The 21,393-nt window shown below is 51.3% G+C and carries 25 protein-coding genes; 11 read left to right on the top strand and 14 right to left on the bottom strand.

The window, feature by feature from the left end:
- The first annotated feature begins 104 nt into the window (after nt 1-104).
- The 4 genes from ACKGJP_RS08845 to ACKGJP_RS08830 all read left to right on the top strand — a co-directional run bounded on the left by ACKGJP_RS08845 (nt 105) and on the right by ACKGJP_RS08830 (nt 2,902).
- A complete protein-coding gene (locus tag ACKGJP_RS08845) occupies nt 105-1,007 on the top strand; it encodes a DMT family transporter (RefSeq protein WP_409345298.1) in 903 nt (300 codons plus the stop codon).
- Nucleotides 1,008-1,729: 722 nt separating this feature from the next.
- Nucleotides 1,730-2,062, top strand: a complete 333-nt coding sequence (locus tag ACKGJP_RS08840; protein WP_409345297.1) for a YtrH family sporulation protein — start codon at nt 1,730-1,732, stop codon at nt 2,060-2,062.
- Complete coding sequence (locus tag ACKGJP_RS08835) at nt 2,059-2,553, top strand: hypothetical protein (protein WP_409345296.1); 495 nt, start codon at nt 2,059-2,061, stop codon at nt 2,551-2,553. Before ACKGJP_RS08840 ends, ACKGJP_RS08835 begins: the two co-directional genes overlap by 4 nt.
- Nucleotides 2,554-2,608: 55 nt before the next feature.
- Entirely contained in the window at nt 2,609-2,902 is a 294-nt protein-coding gene (locus ACKGJP_RS08830; protein WP_409345295.1) for a YtpI family protein, read from the top strand.
- A 162-nt stretch (nt 2,903-3,064) separates the two neighbouring features.
- On the opposite strand, the gene ACKGJP_RS08825 is transcribed toward ACKGJP_RS08830, so the two are convergent.
- Together ACKGJP_RS08825 and ACKGJP_RS08820 are read right to left on the bottom strand one after the other, a co-directional pair.
- On the bottom strand, nt 3,065-4,420 hold the full coding sequence (locus ACKGJP_RS08825; protein WP_409345294.1) for a DRTGG domain-containing protein: 1,356 nt from the start codon (nt 4,418-4,420) through the stop codon (nt 3,065-3,067).
- A 675-nt stretch (nt 4,421-5,095) separates the two neighbouring features.
- The gene (locus tag ACKGJP_RS08820; protein WP_409345293.1) at nt 5,096-5,386 is read right to left on the bottom strand and encodes a hypothetical protein; all 291 of its coding nucleotides are present in this window, start codon (nt 5,384-5,386) and stop codon (nt 5,096-5,098) included.
- 166 nt (nt 5,387-5,552) lie between these two features.
- On the opposite strand from ACKGJP_RS08820, the gene ACKGJP_RS08815 reads away from it, so the two are divergent.
- From ACKGJP_RS08815 to ACKGJP_RS08785, 7 genes are all read left to right on the top strand, one after another.
- Nucleotides 5,553-5,966, top strand: coding sequence for a hypothetical protein (locus ACKGJP_RS08815; RefSeq protein WP_409345292.1), 414 nt, complete (start codon nt 5,553-5,555; stop codon nt 5,964-5,966).
- Nucleotides 5,967-6,025: 59 nt separating this feature from the next.
- Complete coding sequence (locus ACKGJP_RS08810) at nt 6,026-6,499, top strand: hypothetical protein (RefSeq protein WP_409345291.1); 474 nt, start codon at nt 6,026-6,028, stop codon at nt 6,497-6,499.
- A 301-nt stretch (nt 6,500-6,800) separates the two neighbouring features.
- Entirely contained in the window at nt 6,801-8,183 is a 1,383-nt protein-coding gene (locus tag ACKGJP_RS08805) for a YheC/YheD family protein (protein WP_409345290.1), read from the top strand.
- Nucleotides 8,184-8,290: 107 nt separating this feature from the next.
- Nucleotides 8,291-9,439, top strand: a complete 1,149-nt coding sequence (locus ACKGJP_RS08800) for a YheC/YheD family protein (protein WP_409345289.1) — start codon at nt 8,291-8,293, stop codon at nt 9,437-9,439.
- A gap of 20 nt (nt 9,440-9,459) precedes the next feature.
- Nucleotides 9,460-10,827, top strand: a complete 1,368-nt coding sequence (locus ACKGJP_RS08795) for a YheC/YheD family protein (RefSeq protein ID WP_409345288.1) — start codon at nt 9,460-9,462, stop codon at nt 10,825-10,827.
- Complete coding sequence (locus ACKGJP_RS08790) at nt 10,828-12,006, top strand: YheC/YheD family protein (protein ID WP_409345287.1); 1,179 nt, start codon at nt 10,828-10,830, stop codon at nt 12,004-12,006.
- A 15-nt stretch (nt 12,007-12,021) separates the two neighbouring features.
- Nucleotides 12,022-13,152 carry a YheC/YheD family protein gene (locus ACKGJP_RS08785; RefSeq protein ID WP_409345286.1) on the top strand — a complete coding sequence of 377 codons (1,131 nt, stop codon included), beginning with the start codon at nt 12,022-12,024 and terminating at the stop codon, nt 13,150-13,152.
- Nucleotides 13,153-13,378: 226 nt separating this feature from the next.
- Here the strand turns inward: ACKGJP_RS08785 and ACKGJP_RS08780 are convergent, their stop codons facing one another.
- From ACKGJP_RS08780 to ACKGJP_RS08725, 12 genes are all read right to left on the bottom strand, one after another.
- Nucleotides 13,379-13,537: a hypothetical protein gene (locus tag ACKGJP_RS08780; RefSeq protein WP_409345285.1), complete on the bottom strand. Its 159-nt coding sequence runs from the start codon at nt 13,535-13,537 to the stop codon at nt 13,379-13,381.
- Between the two features lie 194 nt (nt 13,538-13,731).
- Nucleotides 13,732-14,247 carry a peptide deformylase gene (def, locus tag ACKGJP_RS08775; protein WP_409345284.1) on the bottom strand — a complete coding sequence of 172 codons (516 nt, stop codon included), beginning with the start codon at nt 14,245-14,247 and terminating at the stop codon, nt 13,732-13,734.
- A 5-nt stretch (nt 14,248-14,252) separates the two neighbouring features.
- Nucleotides 14,253-14,492, bottom strand: coding sequence for a helix-turn-helix domain-containing protein (locus tag ACKGJP_RS08770; protein ID WP_409345283.1), 240 nt, complete (start codon nt 14,490-14,492; stop codon nt 14,253-14,255).
- Between the two features lie 185 nt (nt 14,493-14,677).
- On the bottom strand, nt 14,678-14,989 hold the full coding sequence (locus ACKGJP_RS08765) for a hypothetical protein (RefSeq protein ID WP_409345282.1): 312 nt from the start codon (nt 14,987-14,989) through the stop codon (nt 14,678-14,680).
- A gap of 148 nt (nt 14,990-15,137) precedes the next feature.
- A complete protein-coding gene (locus ACKGJP_RS08760; RefSeq protein ID WP_409345281.1) occupies nt 15,138-15,512 on the bottom strand; it encodes a hypothetical protein in 375 nt (124 codons plus the stop codon).
- Nucleotides 15,513-15,738: 226 nt separating this feature from the next.
- Nucleotides 15,739-15,996, bottom strand: a complete 258-nt coding sequence (locus ACKGJP_RS08755; RefSeq protein WP_409345280.1) for a hypothetical protein — start codon at nt 15,994-15,996, stop codon at nt 15,739-15,741.
- 203 nt (nt 15,997-16,199) lie between these two features.
- Entirely contained in the window at nt 16,200-16,685 is a 486-nt protein-coding gene (locus ACKGJP_RS08750; protein WP_409345279.1) for an SMI1/KNR4 family protein, read from the bottom strand.
- Between the two features lie 393 nt (nt 16,686-17,078).
- Nucleotides 17,079-18,038, bottom strand: coding sequence for a hypothetical protein (locus tag ACKGJP_RS08745; protein WP_409345278.1), 960 nt, complete (start codon nt 18,036-18,038; stop codon nt 17,079-17,081).
- Nucleotides 18,039-18,107: 69 nt separating this feature from the next.
- Complete coding sequence (locus ACKGJP_RS08740; RefSeq protein ID WP_409345277.1) at nt 18,108-18,509, bottom strand: hypothetical protein; 402 nt, start codon at nt 18,507-18,509, stop codon at nt 18,108-18,110.
- Between the two features lie 49 nt (nt 18,510-18,558).
- Nucleotides 18,559-18,849 (bottom strand): hypothetical protein, encoded by a 291-nt coding sequence (locus tag ACKGJP_RS08735; RefSeq protein ID WP_409345276.1) that lies wholly within the window; start codon nt 18,847-18,849, stop codon nt 18,559-18,561.
- A gap of 171 nt (nt 18,850-19,020) precedes the next feature.
- Nucleotides 19,021-19,815 carry an S-layer homology domain-containing protein gene (locus ACKGJP_RS08730; protein ID WP_409345275.1) on the bottom strand — a complete coding sequence of 265 codons (795 nt, stop codon included), beginning with the start codon at nt 19,813-19,815 and terminating at the stop codon, nt 19,021-19,023.
- Nucleotides 19,816-20,104: 289 nt separating this feature from the next.
- Nucleotides 20,105-21,337 (bottom strand): MFS transporter, encoded by a 1,233-nt coding sequence (locus ACKGJP_RS08725; RefSeq protein WP_409345274.1) that lies wholly within the window; start codon nt 21,335-21,337, stop codon nt 20,105-20,107.
- Between the last annotated feature and the right edge of the window lie 56 nt (nt 21,338-21,393).

Below are 21,393 nucleotides of genomic sequence, written 5' to 3'. Positions count from 1 at the left end.
GGCGAAAACACCCGTTTTTCCTCCGATCCCCCGCTTTACGGCAAAGCTTATCCCTGCTTATAATGATGGAGCTTTGAACCGTAATCGAAAGGAATCGATCCGCTTTGTCCAATCGGGGCGTCTTATTGCGCTTGCTGGGCGTATCCCTTCTATGGGGATGCAACTATGTCGCAAGCGCTTATTTGTTGAGGGATTTTTCTCCTATTTTCTTATCGTATTCGCGTCTGGTGCTGACCTCCGTCTTCCTTGTCACCGTCGCGCTGATTAGCCAAAAAATACGGCGTCCCACGAAGCAAGAGTGGATCATCCTGCTCTTTGCCGGACTTTTCGGCACGCTGTTCAATCAATTTTTTTATTTCATTGGCCTGCAGCATTCCACGGCAGGAAACGCCGCGCTCATCATCGCTCTGTCGCCTGTCGCGACGACTTTCCTGGCCCGCCTGTTCCTGGGCGAAACGATTACGGCACATAAACTGGTCGGCGCAGGTCTCGCGCTCGTCGGCGTCGTGCTGATCGTGCTGTTCGGCGGAAAGTCGCTCGGTATATCGCAAGGCGATATTCTTTTGCTGATGGCCATGCTGGCTCTGTCGGTCAGTCTCCAGTTTATCCGCAAGCTGACGGTGACGATGCCTTCGTATGACATTACCATTATGGCTACGGTAATTGGAACCGTGCTGATGACGCCCGCGGCCGTATGGGAAGCCAGCCAAGGGCATATGCATATGAGCCCGCACATCGCCACGTGGCTGATTCTCGCTTGCGTTGCGGTATTCGGCCAAGGCTTGGCGGGATTTTGGTGGAATCGGGGCATTTCGGAGATCGGTGCTTCTACCAGCTCCATGTTTATGAACATCCCTCCGTTCGTCGCGATTATCGTCGCCTACTTCGTGCTGGGAGATGCCATCCAAATGTCGCAGCTGGCGGGAGGCGTGCTGATTTTGATAGGCGTCACCGTTTCGAACAGAAACCTGCAAAGACAGAACACCATCCAGCCGATCGCTAAATAACTCACAAGAACAAGGCCGACTCGAAAGCCATTAAAATGGCGGAGGGACGGCCGCTTTTTTTACGCCGCAAACAGAGCCTCACAGTAAACCTCTCATTAGCCCCTCCCTTGTGGTTGACGCCAACACGTATCGCCCCACCGCGTGCTGGGAGCTGCGCACGGTGCAGAAAGAGTGTCCTCAATAACGGCGTGTCCATTTTCAGTCTAGCTCCATGTCAGGACAAAATAATGAAGATAAGTTCACTATTACTGAACCTGACTTCACTATCCGGTTCCCAAAACATGCCTTTATACGGAATAGTGAAGGAAACTTCACTATTAGTGAACCTTACGGCCAAATAGTCCTCTTTGCTTCACTATCCGCGGTAAAAAGGAGAAATGGAGGTAAAATAGTGAACGTAGGCTCATAAATAGTGAACTTAGGTTCACTCGGGAACATAATAGAGTCCCTCTCGCAAGCGTAAATTATAGGGCTGACTCCTATTATTTGGATAATTTTTGAATATAACCCTATTTTTCGTCTTTTTAAGCAAAGAAACCTTGGTAGCCGAAACATGATCATCCGAATATAAGCTCGAACATTACTGTTGCTGCCTATTTCCTCTCGAAGCCGCCTTGTAAACTTGCAAAAAAAAGTTTGCCTCTCCCGCTTCTATCATCTCTCCCTTCCACATATAACTATAGAGAAAAGAAGGACAAACCGTTGCGAAAGGCGGGAAGCGCATGGCCGCTTTTTTGGAGAAAATGACGATGGATTTCTTCATCGCGTTCGGCATCGTGCTCGGGGGCAGCATGCTGGGCGGAATCGGTGCGGTACTTATTCTCCAGTCTCCGGATGTTTGGATGATGCGGATTGCCGGCAACATTAAAATATGGGCGATGGTCGCCGCGGTAGGCGGAACGATCGATCCGCTTCGGGTTATCGAAAGCAACATAACGGAAGGGTACCTGTCCCCGGCCGTCAAGCAAATCTTGTATTTCATCAGCGCCTTTATCGGCGCCCATGCCGGATTTTCGCTCATCGAATGGATCTGCAAGGGCGGAGCGGAATCGTGAGAATCCCCGTTTTTCAGCGGTACCGCCGGGGGCTCGCTGGGCTTGGCTTGTTTCTGTGTGGCATGGTCGTGGGCAGTGCGGTCTATATGAGCATGCATCAATACAGCTATAGCCTCGTACATGCGGAGAAAGAGAGACTGAAGGTGGAGAAGGACGATCTGCAAAAAAATTTGGAGAACATGAACAACGTCAAAAACCGGCAAGCTTACATCAGCTCGATCGATATCGTAATCGAACAGAACGAAAAGCATCCCATCGATATCAAGACCGAAGGCGAAATCATCAAAAGCGTCCGAAAGGATCTCTCTGCGCTGCGCGGCAAGCCCGTTGCAAGGGTAAAAGAGGATCTGCCGATATATCGGAAGCTGATCGACAATAAAGTGTATGTAGGTGTTTTTGAAAGGGATTACATGGTGGAGGTTAAATCCGTCCTCGTTATTCAATCCGAGCTGACCTTCTATATCGCCGTGAGGGATCCGGTCCGAAATTGATTTTCGCCGGCAAAATCGGTACAGTAGAGAAAAACAGCAAAGGATGATCGGCTTTATGGCCTGGTACCAATTCGTTATTACGATCGTTATCGTCGCTTCGCTCGGCTTTTCCGTCTTCTACAGCTTCCGCTACCGCATGCAAAAAGAGCCGCAAGCCCGAGGGCTTTATGCAGCTCGAATGAATATATGGATGGGTATTCTGCTCATTTCTCTAGCGCTTGTGCAGCTGTTTTTGTTTGAAATGAACACGGTTCGGCTGGTGATCGGCGCGGTGCTGCTTCTGATCGGGCTGTTCAACCTGTTCGCCGGCCTGCGTAACCAAAGCCATTTCCGGGCGCTAAAAAGGTAATGGCATGCCGTATGCGGCACAGTGGCCGGAATAAGGTAGCGCTCCCCGCAAAGTACTAGGAATACGCAACAAGGCTTACCTTCACTTTGCGGGGATTCGGTTTTCGGGCTCCCTCGCAAAGTACTCGGAATAAGCTGCAAGGCTTACCTTTGCGGGGATTCTTTATGACTGGTCGAAAACTTGCGCCGTCATCATCGCCTTGGCGACCAAGGCGCCGTCGTGATAGATTTCAACATCGATTTTGCCGTATTTCCGGCTGATCTCAATAATGTCGGCACGAATCTCAACTTCCCGCTCCAGCTGTACAGGACGCAGGAAATAGGTGGACATGTTGTCCATCACGAGATTCATGTCGCTTTTTTTGTACCCTTGTACGACGCTGTAGGCGGCTTGCGTCATTAGCGTCATCAGGACGCCCGGCGATACGGAGCCGAGATGGTTCGTCATTTGCGGGGTAATTTGTCCCCGAAACACCCGCTTGCCGTGCTCGTCCGTTTCTTCCTCGAAGCCCGCCCATATCAAATCCTCGAACGTTTCGCCGATTTGCGGCTGCCGCTGAATGTACTGCATGACCTTGAGCACGTCGTTTCGGCTGATGACGCCGACGATTTTTCGGTTGTTGTCGACGATCGGAAGGAGCTCGATTCCTTCCCATACCATTATATGAGCGGCCGATGCCACCGACGTATGCGCATGGACGGTAATCGGATTCCGCGTCATCAGCTTATCGATCGTCTGCTCGGGCACCGCTCCGACGACATCCTTCGATGTGATCATGCCGATAACCCGGTTCCATTCGTCGACCACGGGGAATCGGCTGATGCCGATTTCTTGAGCAAGCGTCCGCCATTCCTGGACCGTTTGCGTTCCTTTCAGCGCGTGGACGGCCGACTGCGTGGATAAAATATCTTCGACGAGCATAATTTTTTTCTTGATCAATCTGTCGTAAATGGCCCGGTTAATCATCGAAGCGACCGTAAACGTATCGTAGCTGCTCGAGATAATCGGCAGATCCAGCTCGTTCGCAAGCGATTTGACGTCGCCGCTCGCATCGAAGCCCCCGGTTATGAGGACGGCCGCCCCTTGCTCGAGCGCGCAAATATGCGCTTTCTCGCGGTTACCGACGATCAGCAGGCTGCCCGCGTCGATATACCGCAGCATCGCTTCCTGCTCCATCGCGCCGATGACGAATTTATTAAGCGTCTTGGACAGTCCGTCCGCACCTCCCAGCACATGGCCGTCCACGATGTTGACAACCTCTGCGAACGTCAGCTTGTCGATGTTGTTGCGTTGTTTTTTCTCGACGCGCACGGTCCCGATCCGTTCCTTCGTGCTGACAAGGCCCTGGTTTTCCGCTTCTTTGATCGCGCGATACGCGGTTCCTTCGCTGACCTCCATCTCCTTCGCGATTTTCCTTACGGATATTTTGCTGCCGACCTGCAGCCCTTCGATATGCTTCAATATTTGCTCGTGCTTGGTAAGCGATTCAAGATTGTGGCTCGTAAACGTATCATCCATTGGTTTGATCCTTTCTCCCACTAACGATCTGTACTACTCTGTAACATCTATTATAGTACAATCCCCTTAAAAAGAAAGAACTACCATCCCTACAGCCAAAAGCAGGTTACGGCAGCTCCGCTCATTCGGCGTCGGTGCTGTATGATAGCCCACGTAACGAGCGAGAAAACATCGCTTCCTTTTCGTCTCATGGCGGCCGCAATGCTGCACTTTATACAACAAATCCGCCTTTGTTGCCGCGTAGAACGCCCCTATGTTGCAGGAAATACAGCATTTCTAACGAAAAAGCCATCCTTCTCGCTCTTTGACGGCGATCTTGTTGCATAATGTACAACAATGCATCCTCCTTCGCCCATCCCAGTGTGAAAATGTTGCATAACGTACAACTCCCAGCAACCTCCGACTTCCCCAACACACCCAACTTGCCATACTTCACCCCTCTTGCCCCTCTCGCGCCTCACAAAAAGCAACCTCATCTTACCCAACACCCCAATTTGCCATACCTCACCATGCTTTGCCTATCTCGCTCCTCACAAAAATTAACCTCCTCTTACCCAACACCCCCAATTTGCTACCTCACCCCGCTTGCCCCTCTCGCCGCTCTCCAGCACGCGCTCCCACTGCAGTGAACTGTCCCTATAAAAAGCAAAAAACGGCCGAATAGGCCGTTTTTCATCATGCGCGCCGCGTCCGTTCCGTTTCATGTACCCGTTTGCGTCCAAGCAGCCTTTGCTGCTGCTGCCAGCGTTTCATCCGCTTTACCTTCGTAAGCTCGGCCCTCGTTTCCTCGTCGACGCCCAATATTTCATGCAGGTTCGCCGCTACGATCAGAATGGCAAAGCAGATCCACACGATGGAAAATACGGTCGGAAGCGTCAAGCCGCCGCCAACCTGCAGTTGGGGAACCGCAAATATGAGCATGCCCAAAGCGACACTCATGTAGATGACATGTTTAAGCCCCTTCATCGTCCACAACTCCTCTGCAGCGTTTGTAGTACAAGATATGCTTCGGACAGCCCGCTTATGTCTATCGAGCCAACAAACAGGCTAATATGCATTGCGCAATTCCTGTCAATCGTCTGCGTTCAATCATATTGTGGTAGTATGTCAACCAAAATAAGGAGAATGATAGATGTCTAACGCAAACCGCAAAAAGCAGCGAAGCCGGCGCACCGTCAAAAAAGGAAACCTGTTCGGTACCGACATTTCCCCTTTTTTATGGACATGGGACGACCTGCAGCCTGACAACTTGGGGAATCAGGGAAATCAAGACCATAAGAGCAATCCGGACAATCCGATTGTTCCCGGAAATTTATCCAAGCCGGTCAACGATTCGGGCGACCGGGACAATACTAGCGGCAAAGATCGCCGCAAGAAACAAAGGGGATCGCACGAACGCAGCACCGCCGCCGATAAAAGCCGGAAAAGGCAGAGGAGCGGCCAAAAGGATAAGTCCACCCATAAAAAGAAAGCCCACCACCCGCCTAAGGACGATATCAGCCGCTTTCTATGGACTTGGGATCTCTATCGGAAAAACAAACCGTAGCGGGCAGCGCACCGGTCATCCTCGCCGCTGACGGCTCCTCAAAATCAGGCATTTCGTATATGTTAAGAAACTATATCAATCTACCATTCGGGTCATACTCTGTAGTATGCCAAATCGAAAGGGGATTGATAGAATGTCTAAAGGCAGAAAGAAAACTCACCATAGTTTTTCCAGCAGCAAAAAAAGTTCCGGCTGTAAATCCGAAAAAAGTTTTGAGAAATGTCGGTGCGAAAAAAGCCATAAAGAATGCAAAGAGGAACACAAAAGCTTCCGTAAATGCAAATGCGAAAAAAGCCACAAGGAATGCAAGTGCGAGAAAAGCTTCCGCGAATGCAAATGCGAGAAAAGCCGCAAAGAATGCAAAGAGGAGCACAAAAGCTTCCGCAAGTGCAAATGCGAAAAAAGCCACCGCGAGTGCAAGTGCGAGAAAAGCTTCCGCAAATGCAAATGCGAAAAGAGCCACAAAGAGTGCAAATGCGAGAAAAGCCGCAAAGACTCTTGGTAAGCCTCTGTTCCTCATCAGGCTTTCATAACCGATAATGCCCAAAAAGCACCCCGAACCGATTCGGTTCGAGGTGCTTTTTCGTATACGGCCGAATTCGCTAACATACGATTCCCCTCATGCTGCGCGTCTTCTCCAACCCGTCGGCAAATCGTCGGTTCCCCTCGCTCCTAGGCTTGCGAAGCACCCCCGAAGGACATGCGCCGACCCGTTTTTTTCCCAGATTGGGCGCGCATTTTGCAATCACCAAGGGATATATGTCCTCATATGATGGGAGTAGTCATTGGATGACAAAGAAAAAAGCAACAGTGGAAGCAAGGAAGGAGATCCCGATGGCTGCAACAAAAATCGTCATTCATGTGCAAAACGGCAGCTTTCTCCCGGATGATCGCACCGTCGTGCTTAACGCAGCGCTCGTGAAACGGTGGAAAATTCCTACGGGCAGCGAAATCGGGTTGCATTACGGCTCACAGCGTAAAACGGTGTCCGTCGTTACCGCCGCCAAGATCACTTCCATGCGGCTTCACGAAGCGTTAGCCAGTCATCTCGGCATTCACCAGGGCGCTAGGTTGTGCATCAGCTATTCACCCGAAACGAAAACCCTTCGTGTCGGACCGATTGTCGGCGTCCTAGTCAGCCGCACCACCAGCGATCCAGAAAAGCCGTTCGGGCCCATTTCCTCCTTTTGCAGGGAATTGACGAGTGCCTGTAAAGCTTACGGCGGCCTCGTCTATTTTTTTACGCCCGAGGATATACCGGCATCGGCGCATTCGATACTCGGCTGGGTCTATACGGACAAATGGACCCGCAAATCGTTTCCGATCCCGGATATCGTGTACAACCGGCTGACCACGCGAAAGCTGGAAAACAGTCCCGGCGTGCAGCAATTCATGCGGGAAGCCAAATCCCGGTTTGCCACCATCATTTTTAACGAAAAGTATTTGAACAAGACGGAAGTGTTCCAGGCTCTGCAGAAAGACGGCGCGCTGCAGTCGTATTTACCGGAATCGCATCTGTTCAAAGATTACTTGACCCTTAAGAAGATGTGCGGCAAATACGGAACGGTCTTTCTCAAACCGGTTACCGGGAGTCTCGGCAAAGGCATCATACGCATTACCAAGCTGCCAAACAGCACTTACCAGTGCCACTACGCGGGAATGGCCGGCATCCGCAAACAATCGTTCCCCAAGCTTGCTCCGCTCTACAGCAGCATATCCGGCAAAATGAAAACGCGCAGCTACCAAATTCAGCAGGGCTTGAAGCTGCTGGAGGTGAGCGAACGGCCCGTCGATTTTCGCGCTTTGGTGCAGCGAGGCAAAACAGGCGATTGGGAGATCACTTCGACGGTAGCCCGCATTGCGGGAAGCGAAACGTTCGTTTCGAACCTGGCGAGAGGCGGCACGTTAAGCCCCGTGCAGGACGCTATCATGAAAACCAATCTGATTTCCACCCACAAGGCGGCGGTGCCGCAACGCATCAACAAAGCCGCCCTGGAAATCGCCAAAGGAATCGAGACGCAGATCGACGCTCATTTCGCCGAGCTCGGCATCGACCTGGCCGTCGATCCGTACGGCAAGGTATGGCTGCTGGAAGTGAACTCGAAGCCGTCGAAAGACGACAATTCGCCGCTCCATGCGGCTGCTGCTCCCGATAAAATCCGCCCTTCCGTCAGACAAATCGTCCGTTATTCGCAGCATTTGGCGAAGTTCAGGTAATGCTGCGGGCCCGCAAAGTACCCGGCATGCGTTTGCGCTTTTCCGACACTTTGCGGGGAAAAATACGGGGCTCCGCACAAAGCCGGGGCTTGTGAGGTGGAGCTAGAATGGAACGATCGATCGGCATTATGGTTTGCGAAATGGAAGGCGAGCCTCCTTTTGCGGACAAAAGCTTCTACGCCAAGCTGTGCTCGGCAGGTGAGGCTCTCGGCGTAGGCGTGTTCGTCTTCTCGCCCGGCCGGTTCGATCCGGCGAGCGGTACGGTTACCGGCTTTACGTTCGATCTTCCTTCGCAAACCTGGTCGCGGCGGAAGCTTGCTCTGCCGAAGCTCGTTTACGATCGTTCCTTCTATACGGACAGCAGCCAATACGTACGCCACCGAACGGCCGTCCACGAACTGCAGCGATTGTCGCCGATCAAGCTGCTCGGTCGGTCACTTTCCGGCAAATGGGAGGTACAGCGTTCACTGGCAGCGGACCCTCTTCTCAGGCCCCATTTGCCCAAGACCGAAAGGCTGCGCTCGATGAACCAGCTGGAAGGCTGGCTGAACGATCGCGGCGAAGCATTTTTGAAGCCGGATGCCGGGACGCATGGCAAAGGGGCGCTGCATGTTTCCGCATGCGATGACGGACGCTTCCTTTTGACCGGCAGGGACCGGCACAACCGGGTGGTAAGCGAAGGCTTCGGCACCTTGCCGAAGCTGCTCGAGCATATCGGCCGCCGGACAGTAGGAAGCCGATATTTAATCCAACAATACTTGACGCTTGCTTCGCAAAGCGGCGACGCTTTCGACATTCGCTCGCTTGTTCAGAAGGACGGCACCGGACGCTGGCAGCTTACCGGAATGGCGGTCAGACGCGGGCAGCCCGGCAGCGTCACGTCCAACCTTCATGGCGGGGGTCACGCGGAGGAGCTGCTTCCTTTTCTGCAATCGGAATTCGGCTCTCGAACCGCCCAGTCGCTCGCTCTCAAGCTTCACCAGCTTTCTTTACGCATTTCCGAAACACTGGAAGAACATTACGGCCGGTTAGCCGAGCTCGGTATCGATCTTGGCGTCGACCGCAGCGGCAACGTGTGGATTATCGAGGTCAATTCCAAACCAGGCAGGGCGGTGTTTGCCCAAATAGCGGATGAACGGTCGGCGGCTTCGGCTGTGCGCAATCCGATTGCCTATGCGAGGTTCCTGCTCGACTCCGCCACGCTATCCAGACCGCATTGGCCAATGCTAACGACACAGGCTTCCCGAAAGCCTTGACAATATAGGAGGGTCACCTGATGAGTTCGACAACATGCACCGTGCTCGTATCCCAGCAATTTGTCAACACGGTCACGCTCTCGCGCGAACTGGCCAAAACGCTCAAGATAAACCCGACTAAGACGATCACGGTCAGATTGGGATCCAAATCGGTAACCGTACCGCTCAAAATCATGAACCGCAAAGGGAGCGTCTGTTCGCTGCCCCAATCGGTCGCCTCGATGCTAAAGCTCCCTTGGACGGGGTCGTGTCAGATCCGTTCCGCTAACGGCGACGATATTCAGTTGGGTCCGCTCGTTGGGGTTCTCGCTATGAATACCAGCGATCCTCAGCAGCCTTTCGGTTCGTTGACGCCATTCGTCCGGGACTTTATGCGGGCAGGCACGAACAAAGCTTTCTACTATGCTTTCTCTCCGCAGCAAGTGAATTGGAACGAAGGCGTCGTAACAGGCTTAATCCCCGATGACGAAGGCGGCTGGGTGCGCAAGACGCTTCCGCTTCCCGACGTCGTCTATAACCGTCTTTCCAGCCGCAAAGCGGAAAAGACCATTAGTATGGAAAGCTTCAAAGATAAATTCGTCCGCCGCAAAATTCCGCTGTTCAACTGGAGCTTCTTCGACAAGTGGGATGTTTACCGGCTGCTTGAAGGCGAAGACGCGGCCAAATACGTGCCGGAATCCGTCATCGATCCTTCTCCTGAGGAAATCAAGAAGATGATGGAGAAGCATCGCTTCGTCTTCCTGAAGCCGACGAACGGCAGTCTCGGCATCGGCATTTATCGGCTCACCTACAATCCCGAGAAGGGCTACTTTGCCCGATTCCGTAAGAACGGCAGCAATACGCTAATCCGCTTCCCCCGTTTCGACGGGCTGATGAAGATGCTCAACCGGCATAATATCCGTCTGGAAGGTTACGTGCTTCAGCAAGGGATCCGCCTGATCGAGATGGATAGCTGTCCGATCGACTTCCGCTTCCACATGACCAAGAACGGACTGAACGAATGGGTACCGGCTGGAATCGGCGCCAAGAAGGCCGGGCGCGGCAGTGTCACCACCCATGTTCGCACAGGCGGACAGTTGATGACACCCGAGTACGTGTTGACTCAGTTGTTCGGCAAGCGCGCCGAACAAGTGCTGGAGCATACGAAGGAGGTTGCCATCCAGCTGGCGGAGGCCATCGAGCGCCGTTATCCGCATCCGCTCGGTGAACTTGGCTTCGATATCGGGATCGATTCGAACGAGGATGTCTGGATGTTTGAAGCGAACGCCAAACCGGGACGTTCGATATTCAAGCACCCGTCCTTGAAAGCGCAAGGAAAGGCATCCATTTCAAATCTGGTCGACCACTGCTTCTACCTGAGCCGGTTTCGGGTGAGGAGGGAGGGGTAAGTGAATGCAACCGGACACAATGCGAACAATCATCCCGTTTACACAGCAGCCGGAGCCTCTTACCTTGCCGTACAAGAGGCTCCGGAGCACACGCTCGCCATCCTGACCACACACGACGAGGATAGACCGTTCAAGGGCAATCATCTGAATTTCATCGATCTGATTGCCAAAGGCAAAGAGCTGGGCACTTTCGTATACGTCGTTACCGTAAAAGACATGCGAATAAGCGGCAAAAGGGTACCGGGCTATACGTACGACATGGAGACGAAAAATTGGTCGCAGCAGCTGATGCCGCTGCCCCAAGTCGTCTACAACCGGATTCCGACGCGCACCGACGAACTGCAGCCTGAGGTGCAGCAAACGATCGAAGCCTGCCTTCGAAGTTCGCAGATCCGGTTGTTCAATCCATCCTTTTTCAATAAATGGACGCTGTTCGAATGGCTCAGCAAAGCGAAGACGACGAAGAAATTCATCCCCGCAACGAGGCGCCTGTCCCAAGCGGTCGAGCTCGATTCGCTGCTGCAGCAGCATCCGATCGTTTATTTAAAACCGGTGCGCGGCAAGGCCGGCAAGGGAATCATGAAGGTCGAGCGAATCGGAGCCCGAACGAAGATGCCCTACTTGCTTACGATGCAGAATGACAAAGCGAGCATGATTACCCGTCATCCGCATCTTGGGCATCTGTGGAACAAATTGAAGACGATGATGAACAGTGAAGAATATATCGTGCAGCAAGGCATTGCGCTTGCCAGCTTCAACAAACGGCCGTTCGATCTGCGCGTGCTGGTGCAAAAAAACCATCTCGGCCAGTGGAGTCTTACCGGTATCGGCGCGCGCGTCGCCGGTAAGCAAAGCATCACGACGCATGTTCCGCGCGGCGGCCGGATCGACGAGCCGGAGAAGCTGCTGAATTCCGTGTTCGGGCCGGAGCTGACCAAAAGCATTTTCGTAAGGGTGAGGACGGCGGCTTTTGCGATCGCCCGGCAAATCGAGAAAGCCTCCGGACATCTGCTGGGCGAAATGTCGATGGATCTCGGGATCGACGGCGCCGGACAAATTTGGTTCTTCGAGGCAAACTCTCGGCCGATGAAATTCGACGAGCCGGATATCCGCAAAAAATCGCTTGAACGGATCATTCAATACAGCCAGTTTCTAATCAAATCAAGAAAGAAAAAGTAAAAGGGGGTGGAATCGATGTCCCGACCCAAGGTCGGCGTTCTGGCCGTATATTTTGATAATAACAGGCATCTGGAGGAACTGGACTTTTTCAAAAAGCTGTGCTTGCAAGGGGAAAAACGGGGAATGGAGGTAATGGTTTTTACCCCGGACGACGTGAGCTCGCAAAAAAACATGATCAACGGCCTGTTTTACGATTCGGAAAAACAGAAATGGGAACGCAGATGGAGCAGCTTTCCAAGCATTATTTACGACCGGGGCCGCTATCAGAAATCCGAACGCTTCGAGCGGCTTAAACAATTTCGCGTCCGTTACCGGAGCATCCCTTTCATGAACTATCCGATGCCGCATAAATGGGGAATGTTTCAACAGCTCGTCAAAAGCGCATCGATTCGCAAATATTTGCCCGTCACGGTCAAATACGAGCGGTCCGGCGACCTGCTTAAATTTCTGCGGAGGTTCGATCTCGTCTACATGAAACCGTCGGACGGCACGGGAGGCAGGGGAATTATCCGAATCGAGCGGGTCGGCGAGGACGAGTATTTGGTTCAAGGGCGAGACAGACAGCGGCGCATCTTGACCCCGTTTCGCGCCAAGCGGAGCGAAATCGCAGGCAGACTCTCCAACTGGAAGCTGAGCGGTCAATATCTGATTCAGCAGGGCATTCCCATTACGCTGAAGGACGGACGCGTTCACGACTACCGGCTGTTGATCCAGAAGAACGGCCAGGGCAAGTGGGAAGTCACCGGCTGCGCAGGCCGCATCGGTCCCGAACGCAGCATCACGTCCAACCTGCACGGCGGCGGCAGCGCGGTGCCGATGGAAAAGCTGCTGCAGCTGCGATCGAAGGACAAAGAGAAGACCGCCAAGGTGAAGGCGTCGATGGAGCAGCTTGCTTTCGATGTCGCGCATCATTGCGAGAAGCAGTTCCGTCCGCTCTGCGAAATCGCGCTCGATATCGCGGTCGATCCGAACGGCGGCGTCTGGCTGCTCGAAATGAATCCGAAGCCCGCGCGCGAAGTGTTCCAACGCATTAAGGAGACGGAAACCTACGAGAAGGCGATCGTCAGACCGCTTGAATACGCGGAGTGGATGCTGGATCAGAGGAAGCAAGCCAAAACGGCGAAGCTGGCGTCTCTCCGTCGGTGACCCGCACAGTCCCCCGTTCTTGTCTGGCCGTAAGCCGTCACTGTAGTCGCGGTGCGGGGCGGTGAGACTCGCGTTTCTCGTTCCGCATCAAGCGCCGCCCCTTTCGGTCCGGCGTTTTTTTGCGCGCATATGCCGTACGCAGGACGAACGGTCAAGCCGGAAGCATCGCGCTCCCGGCCATCGGCTTACTATGGATCAGCGGATCCTTTTCAAGGCGGCGCATCGCTTATCTGTATTCGATCATCTTGCGGTTAATGCCGTAACGGTTCCATAGAAAGGTCATGTCGTATTCAATCGTATCCGTACGCACCATGATGGCCACCAGCCAGCAAACGATTCCAAAAAATAGCATCATGCCGCCAATCAACAGGATGGCAAAAACCATGTCCGCCCGCCCCTTTCGAGCCGTGATACTACAGTTTATGCCCTTCTATGAAAACGATGCCAATTCAAGCGGACAGGCTGCGCCAAACTTCAGAATGAACAAGGATAATCCCTGTCATCGGGATAGTCATCCTATCGTACCGGCAGCCAGGTTTACCCAAAACGAAGACGCCTCAAATTCATGAGGCGCCCTCGTTATTTTGCCTTCGCCACCCGAAGAACGTCCAGCAGCGCAATCCGTTTATTCGTCACCTCGTGATACAAATAATGCTCCTTCACATGATCGATGAACAGCACCCCGTCCAGATGATCGATTTCATGCTGCATGCAGCGTGCGAGAAATCCTTCGCCCTTCAGCGTAACCGTCTCTCCTTGACGATTCAGCGTTTCGACGGTCACTTCGTTCGCCCGCTTTACGGAGCCGACGTAGCCGGGAAACGACAGACAAGCTTCCGGACCGAGTTGTTCCCCCGAACGGTCGACGATCTTCGGGTTAATGAGCTCGACCAGGCCTTCCCCGCAGTCCATGACGATAACTCTTCGCAGCGTGCCAACCTGCGGAGCGGCCAGCCCTGCACGTCCTTCTGCCGCATAAAGCGTCTCGGCCATATCGTCCAGCAGCTTGAAAATCTTGTCGTTCAGTTCCGTTACCGCCTTCGCCTTCGAGCGAAGAATCGGATCCCCGAACGGAACAATGGTTTTTACCGTCACATGCCTCACGCTCCCTTCACACGAGTTGGCGTATGTACCCACAAATCGCCCGGGGCGCAATCCAATGCGGTGCATAACGCATCAAGCGTCTCCGCCTTCATCTGCTTCGGCTGCTCGGTTAACAACGCGTGGACGGATGGCGCGGACAGCTTATAGCCTGCCTTCTCGAGCAGCAGCCGGGCAAGCGCCGCTCCCGTCCAAATTCCTCTTTTGGCCATCTTCTCCCGGAGCATCCATACAAGCATAACGCCATTCCTCCACCATTAGGCTATGCCTAAAATTATTAGGTAATACCTAATATATCAAAGTCAAGGCGGAAAGGAAAGCGGAGTCAGCTTCGTTCGTATCCGATTCGTAGTCCAAGCGTTCGTCAAGACAAAAAAAGAACACAGGCGAAAGACCGCCTGCGTTCCAGAAAAGCTCTCCATCCTTAGAACCGGTTCCGGCAGCGATCGCACCGATCGCAGCGGAAACAGCCGCGTCTTCCGCAGCCGCAGCCGCAACCGCAGCCGCCTCCGCTTATTAATGCAATGGCGAGCAGATCGAATAAAACAAGTGTGATAATCGGAAAGAAGAAGAAGGATGTACGCGCTTTGTAGCGGTCTCCGCCTCTTGGACGAGATCTAAGCTGCACCGTATTCCGATCGACCTTCACGATCGTCCCCCTATACTTCCCATGTCTCGTCGTGATTTCAACTTCACGATCGAGATATTCTCTGCAGCGATGGTAATAGTAGGACATCTACACAACCCCCTTTCTAGCCTCTCAACTAGTATATGTTTGAAGGTAGGTAGGATTGTGGGTGAAAGAGCAATTAAAAACGCGGCTTATTGAACATATCGAATTACCTTTCATTCATCCTTCCTGGACTTCCACATAACAGCCGTACTTACTGCAACTTCATCACCCTGGCGACGTATTCCCCCATCCTCTCCTCGATTTCGGCTTTAGCCAGGTCTCTAAGCAGTTCCATCCGCTCTCGATATCCTCTGAAGCTGTATTCGCATTTCAATTTATTTTCCTGATCGGGAAACACTTTGATCTTCTGTTCGGCCAGGTACCTTCTCGTCTTGACCAGGTCTGCGGCAATTTGCTTCATCAGCAGCTCCGTAGCTGCCGCGTACAGCTTCTTTAACGTATGCTTGGAACGCTCGATTTCTTGTACCTTGTTTTCGCAGATTGTCACCATAAGCGGCAGCAAAATCGTATTGCGAATGGCGATCCGTTCATCCTGCGTCGTTAGATTGGGGCTAATGGAAGACATGATTTTTCTCCCCTTCTACCGTTATAGCCGCCGAACGACTTTTGCGGCGCTGCGCGGCGGCTGTCAGACCGCAATCGGCGCATGGTTCTTTCCTGCTTCGCATCTTCCCCGCCCCCGATATCGAACGTATGTTTGCTATCAGTATATGCGAACGCCAGGCGAACGCGCAACTAAAAAAGACAGGAATTTTCTCCTGTCTCTTCCTCTCTAAGCCGCAGCTTCGTCCTTATTTGATATCTAAACCTAAAGACTGGGCCCGGTTAAGGGAGTCCTCGGTAAACCTGCTTTTCTTATATTTGGCTTCAAGCTCTTCCTTCGTTAACGGAATCCAGCGAAAATCCTTATTTTGATACACCCATGTTTTCTTGCCCCAATCGACATGGATGGTCCGGCTTGCTACCTTGCTGATTTTCCCGATTTCCGTAATAATGCCGGGAGAACCGAATGTCTTCACGCAAAATTTATTCAACATATCCTTATTCAAGCGAGGTCCCCTTTTCCGTAGGCTCCGTTTTTCGTAAAGCCAAGCTTCCCTAAGTTTACCTTTAAACGGGCGGATATGCCAGTCGGTGAAAGGATGCGGTTGTTGCGGGGAAATCTGCGTAAAAAGAAAAGATCGCCGGCGCTCTTCCCGTCTGAAGACTTGTCTTCTTCAGTTGCTTCGCCCTTCTGTGAGATTATAAATTGTCATTTCATTTCATCAAAAATCCTTAACCATTCTTTATATAACTGGTCATCATCCATTCCATCCTCATTGTAAAAAACATACAACAAGTAATCGTAGAACGATGATGTCTGCGGTACAATTCCGTCTTCATCATGTTGCGACCATGATACAACCTTACAATCACCATTTTTTATGGTAGATAAGTCCAAACAACTCACATATTCATCACAGCTTTCAATTACGACGAATTGTTGCGGTAACCCGTATTCCCTATGCTGAAGAGTTTCATCTACTACAGTTAAACGTCCACTCTTTGCAACTCCTTCAATGCAGCGTCCTGATATCCCGCCATAGCCATAATTCATAACGAACCATTTGTAGCTCTCTGGAAGCTTCGTGTTTAAGACTCTTTCGATTTCCATAATTTCCTCATTCGTTGTCCCTCCAGTAAAAAAACCTTGCTCTCCGTAGTTCTGTATCAATTTCTCAACATAACGATTGCTCACAAATGCCCCCCTAAACTAAATGAAATTGCTCCTCAAAGGTGATTTACCTAATGTAATCAAATTTTTTGAAATTAAGGTTTGTGTTGTGATTTCTCTTACGATGAACGGCAAGAATGTGAATTCTTTACCACGAAATGAGGAGAAGAATACTTATGGAAAGAGATTAAGACTGGAGTAGTGTTATAGTTATATTCTCGCCCTTGACATCACCAGAGATATCACAAGTAGACTCTACTCCAAATCAAACCATTTCTCACTTAAGGCCTTTTTTCCAGCATAGTGAAAAATAACTATACATAGCACAGCAATAATGATCAAATCACATTTCGTTTACTTTTCATATTCTTACCTCATTCATCTCTTTTTCAATTAGTCAGATGGATAAACGAACGGTTACTTCACTTCAATCGCAAACGCGCTGCTGGATTCGCCGCCGCCGAACCAGAAAGCGTCTACTCTATATTTATGATTGCCCTGCCCGCCAGGAGCCGAAAAGCGGTTACTCTCCAGTGGAACAGGTGTTTCGCCATCGCCGGTAATTTCATATAAACGGATCGAAGACGGCTGAGGGTCGTAGTCGAATGCAATCGTGATCGTTTCCCCGCTCCCCACTAGGGAAGGAACGTAACCCGCGAGTTTCAATAATTGTGCAGCGGGTGCATAGTCATAGCAGCCCTTCCAGCAGTAAGTTCCCTGAACGGCATTTATTTTTCCGATTTCCGATTGAATGGAAGCCGGAGGAGGCGCCTCGCCCCGAACGGGATTCAAATCGAGGAATTGGACTTTCATACGGACGGAATCGTAGGCTGGCAGTACTCTAGGTACAAATGTTTCAAGCTTGATAGACTTGCCGTAATCCCTCTGGTTAACCGTTTGCGTGATAGCGGGTATCGTATCGACGATATTGCCGTCTTTATCCATGAAGGCAAGGTCAAACACGCAGAGAAGCTCTTCATGGGTCATCGCATTCTCGCTCAGATCAATCACAATATCGCCTGTTAGGTTACTCGTTCCGTTCTTTTGTTCCAGAGCAACATTCGTGAGATAAACATTGCCGTTATCGGACGCAGCCCGAATAAGCGGTTTCTCCTTTTCATCGTAAACAACCGAAACGGTTTGGGTTGCTTCATTATAGGCAATACCGCCTTTCATCTGCTCTACCACATAACGTATCGGCACGTATACATGCCCGTTGTAATGCAGCGTCTCGTAGCCGTCAGGCAATGCTTTTTGCTCCCCATTAAAAAGAAACGTTACCGGAAAAAGCATACTTTTTACCGTCGATTCGGCAATGGCTGTCGTCCCCGCTGCGATCAGTATGCCTGCGACGATGCCTGCAACGAATTTTTTCAAGGCGATTCACTCCCGTTCCGTTTTTGCTGGAAAACGCCGTTCTTTGAGATTTCCTAAAACATTGTCCCGCTAATCCATGTTTACCCTAATAAAAACGGTTCCTCTAGTTGTCCATTTCTCGCATAATTGCTCGCCTGCTATTGTCAGGCGATCGTTATCGTATCGGAGCATAACAGGCAGATCATCCAAATAAAACTCGTTCGCCGATTTCGCTATTAGTTGTTTATCTCCTCCGCTTGGCGTCATGAACCGGTCTTGCACGATTTCCACATATTGATTCAGTCCGGCATTGAAATATCTCCCGCTTGGGAAGGCCGCTTCCGGCGAGTCGACGTAGGAGAGGTTCATAAAGTTCATCATTGTCTGCACATATTCCGTCCATTTTTCTTCGGTAATTTCTAACGGAAGCTTGGTTAACGGCGCGGAATCGAACAGATGCTTCGCATATTTGCCGTAATCCCTCAGGAACATTTTATATCCGTCAGCTCCAGGAGGACGATTTACATAATAAGGCCGCGCCTTATCCCTTCCACTCTATCTCGAGCAGATCCAATCCAAATGCACTTCCATGCTTCACGATAAGCGGATCCGTCACTGTAGCTGCGTCCGGATATCGAGAAACATAATCGGAATACTCGTCGGGCTCTAACCAAGCCTCGTTGAAAAACAAAGTGGGATGCGGTCTCACCACTTCATGAATCCATCTGGCATGGAAACCGTTTCTCTCCAGCTGTCTGAAAACAATTCCCGAATTCGTCGACTTTCCCGTTGACGGAAGACCTTCTATAAGCAGCAAACGCGTTTGTTTCATTTTGTAAACTCCGAGACATTGTTTTTGCATCACTTCCTGCTAACTCTCCGAAAGTATACCATATATTGGGATATTTAAATAAGCATCTTAGAGTAAAATTATGTCGGCCACTTTTCCTTCACCGCAGTAAAAAACCTCCCTTCACTAAAATAGCCGAAGGAAGGTTATCTACTAATACTTGGAATGATTGATATCAATCAGGTTAGCTTTTATTAACATTCTCTGAACGACGGCTGCCGTTTCGGCCCTGCTTATAAAGGATAACGGCAGCAATTGTTTCGCTTCCGTACCTTTTACCAGTTCCTGAGACACGAGGGCTGCTGCAGCTTGCTTCGCCCATTCGCTCACAGATTGACCGTCGGCAAAAGAAGTTAAGGCTTGCGCCGCATCCTCGCAGCCAATCTCTGTCCGTAACCCGACAAGCTTCATGGCTCTAGCAATCATGACCATCGTTTCTTCCCGGGTAATGGGGTTCAACGGACGGAATGTTCCATCCTCGTAGCCTTGTATGATTCCGTATTCATGTGCTTTAGCCACTGCTCCGGCGTACCAGTCGCCCGGCTTTACATCGGTGAATCCAGCGGTTTGCCCGCGATCGGACAAGCCGAGCGCCCGTACGATGACAGCAGCGAACTCTGCACGCGTAATATGCGCGTCAGGCTGGTATCGCCTTTCATCCACGCCGTTCACTACAAGACGCGATGCCATATCGTTCACGGCGTCCTTCGCCCAATGCTGCTCAACGTCAGCGAATGTCATCGGATGCCAGATTAGCGAATAGCTGCTATTGGTTAAACTGTTTACGACGGCATATGCACTTCCGTCGCGCTTCGTCACATAGGTCGGTACATGCCGAACCGTTCCGTCTTGGTCCAAGACGATGGCCGTCGTAATTTTGCTTGCATCCGCACCTTGCGGCAGCGGAATTTCCCGTTGCACATAAACTTGGAATTTGTCTACGTGCACGGTAAGTCCGCGATTACAGGAAATAATTTACTTTTCTTCAAATGATGTCAGCCCTCCTTAATTGTCGATGAACGACAACTAAAACGATTCATTCTGACACCATTCTACTGACGCGCGCTCACAAAAATCTCACAAGCCTCAAACAGAGTCGGAAGCTGACGAAAAATAGACCCCCAAAGAACAACAGAAAACCAGCCAGTTCAGAGAATTTGATCTGGCTGGCTTCCGTTAAAGTCTTATATAACGTCGCCAAAAGGTCTTGCGGTATGAAGTTCGATTAGCAAACGCTTTAACAGGCTTCATTCGGCTTCTGCTCGTTCCGAATAGCTTTTCCCTTCCTTCGCTTTTGGTTATCGTGCACTATTCTTATTGCTACGCAAGCGAGTGCGAGCACAATAAACAGAAATCCGCTCCATATGGTGCCTTTCATGCCGGAAGCAGCGATAAACCACCCGCCTGCCGCCGAACCGATGGACACGCCGAGGTTGATGAAGGAAATGTAAAGCCCGGTAGCAAACTCGGGAGCTTCCGGCGCCTCCGAGGTTAACCACACCTGGGTGACAATGAGCCCGCTGGTATGAGCCGCTCCCCACAAAACCATGATGACCAAGACAGGCACGAAGTCAGCTTCTCCTGAATATAGCAGCAAGAAAGAAACGGCCAATACGATCGGATGGAACACAGTCGTTCTCACCATGTTTATCCCGATCAATCTTCCTGCAAGCAAGTTGCCGGCTACGCCCCCGATACCGAACACGACAAGCATGACACTAACCGTTTTTCTGTTCATCCCTAACACTTGTTCCAAGTATTCGGCAGAATAGCTGTAGACCGAGAACATGGCGGCAAAAAGAAAGGTCGCAGCGCCGATATTTATCCAGAGGGGGACCTTACGCAAGATGCCTAGCTGCTCCTTGTAGGATACTTTCTTGGCTTTCGCCGTATTAGGAAGCATGATAGCGATCCCGCCGCCCGCAACGGCATTTACGAAGGTACAGAATAGAAAAGAAGCCTCGAACGAGAATTGATTTGCTAGATAAGCGGTTATAGGAATACCAAGCACCATCCCCATGCCCGTGCCGACAAAAGCTTTGGCGGAAGCTTGGGTGGCCTTCTCCTTCGGATACAGCGAGCCGGCGGCAACGAAGGCCAAGGAAAAATAGACCGGATGGAACAAAGCCGGGATCATCCGAAACGCAAGCAAAACATAGAAATTCGGAGCATAAGCTGAACATAAGCTGCTCACGGCAAAGATGAGCAGAGACATGATCATAACGTTTTTACGGTTATATTTGGAAAGCAGCAGCACCATAAAGGGACCAACCAGCGCAATGACAAGCGCAAACGTCCCAACCAGCATTCCCGCTTGAAACGTGCTGACGTCATAACGTTCCATGATGGCAGGCAGTATCCCGACAACGCCGAACTCAATGGTGTACACGCCGAATAAGCCTAGAGCTATAAAGAAAATGGGGGTTATTGGTATTCTGCTGGTAGAACCGGTTTGAACCAAATTGACCACTCCCAAAAGTATCCTGTTACACAAAGAGCCCTGCCGGTTCGAACCGCACCAAGGCT

Origin of the sequence: Paenibacillus litoralis (assembly GCF_046244365.1) — a bacterium.
GTDB lineage: Bacteria > Bacillota > Bacilli > Paenibacillales > NBRC-103111 > Paenibacillus_V.
The sequence above is the reverse complement of the archived record's forward strand: the minus strand, read 5'-3'. Positions and strand labels throughout refer to the sequence as shown.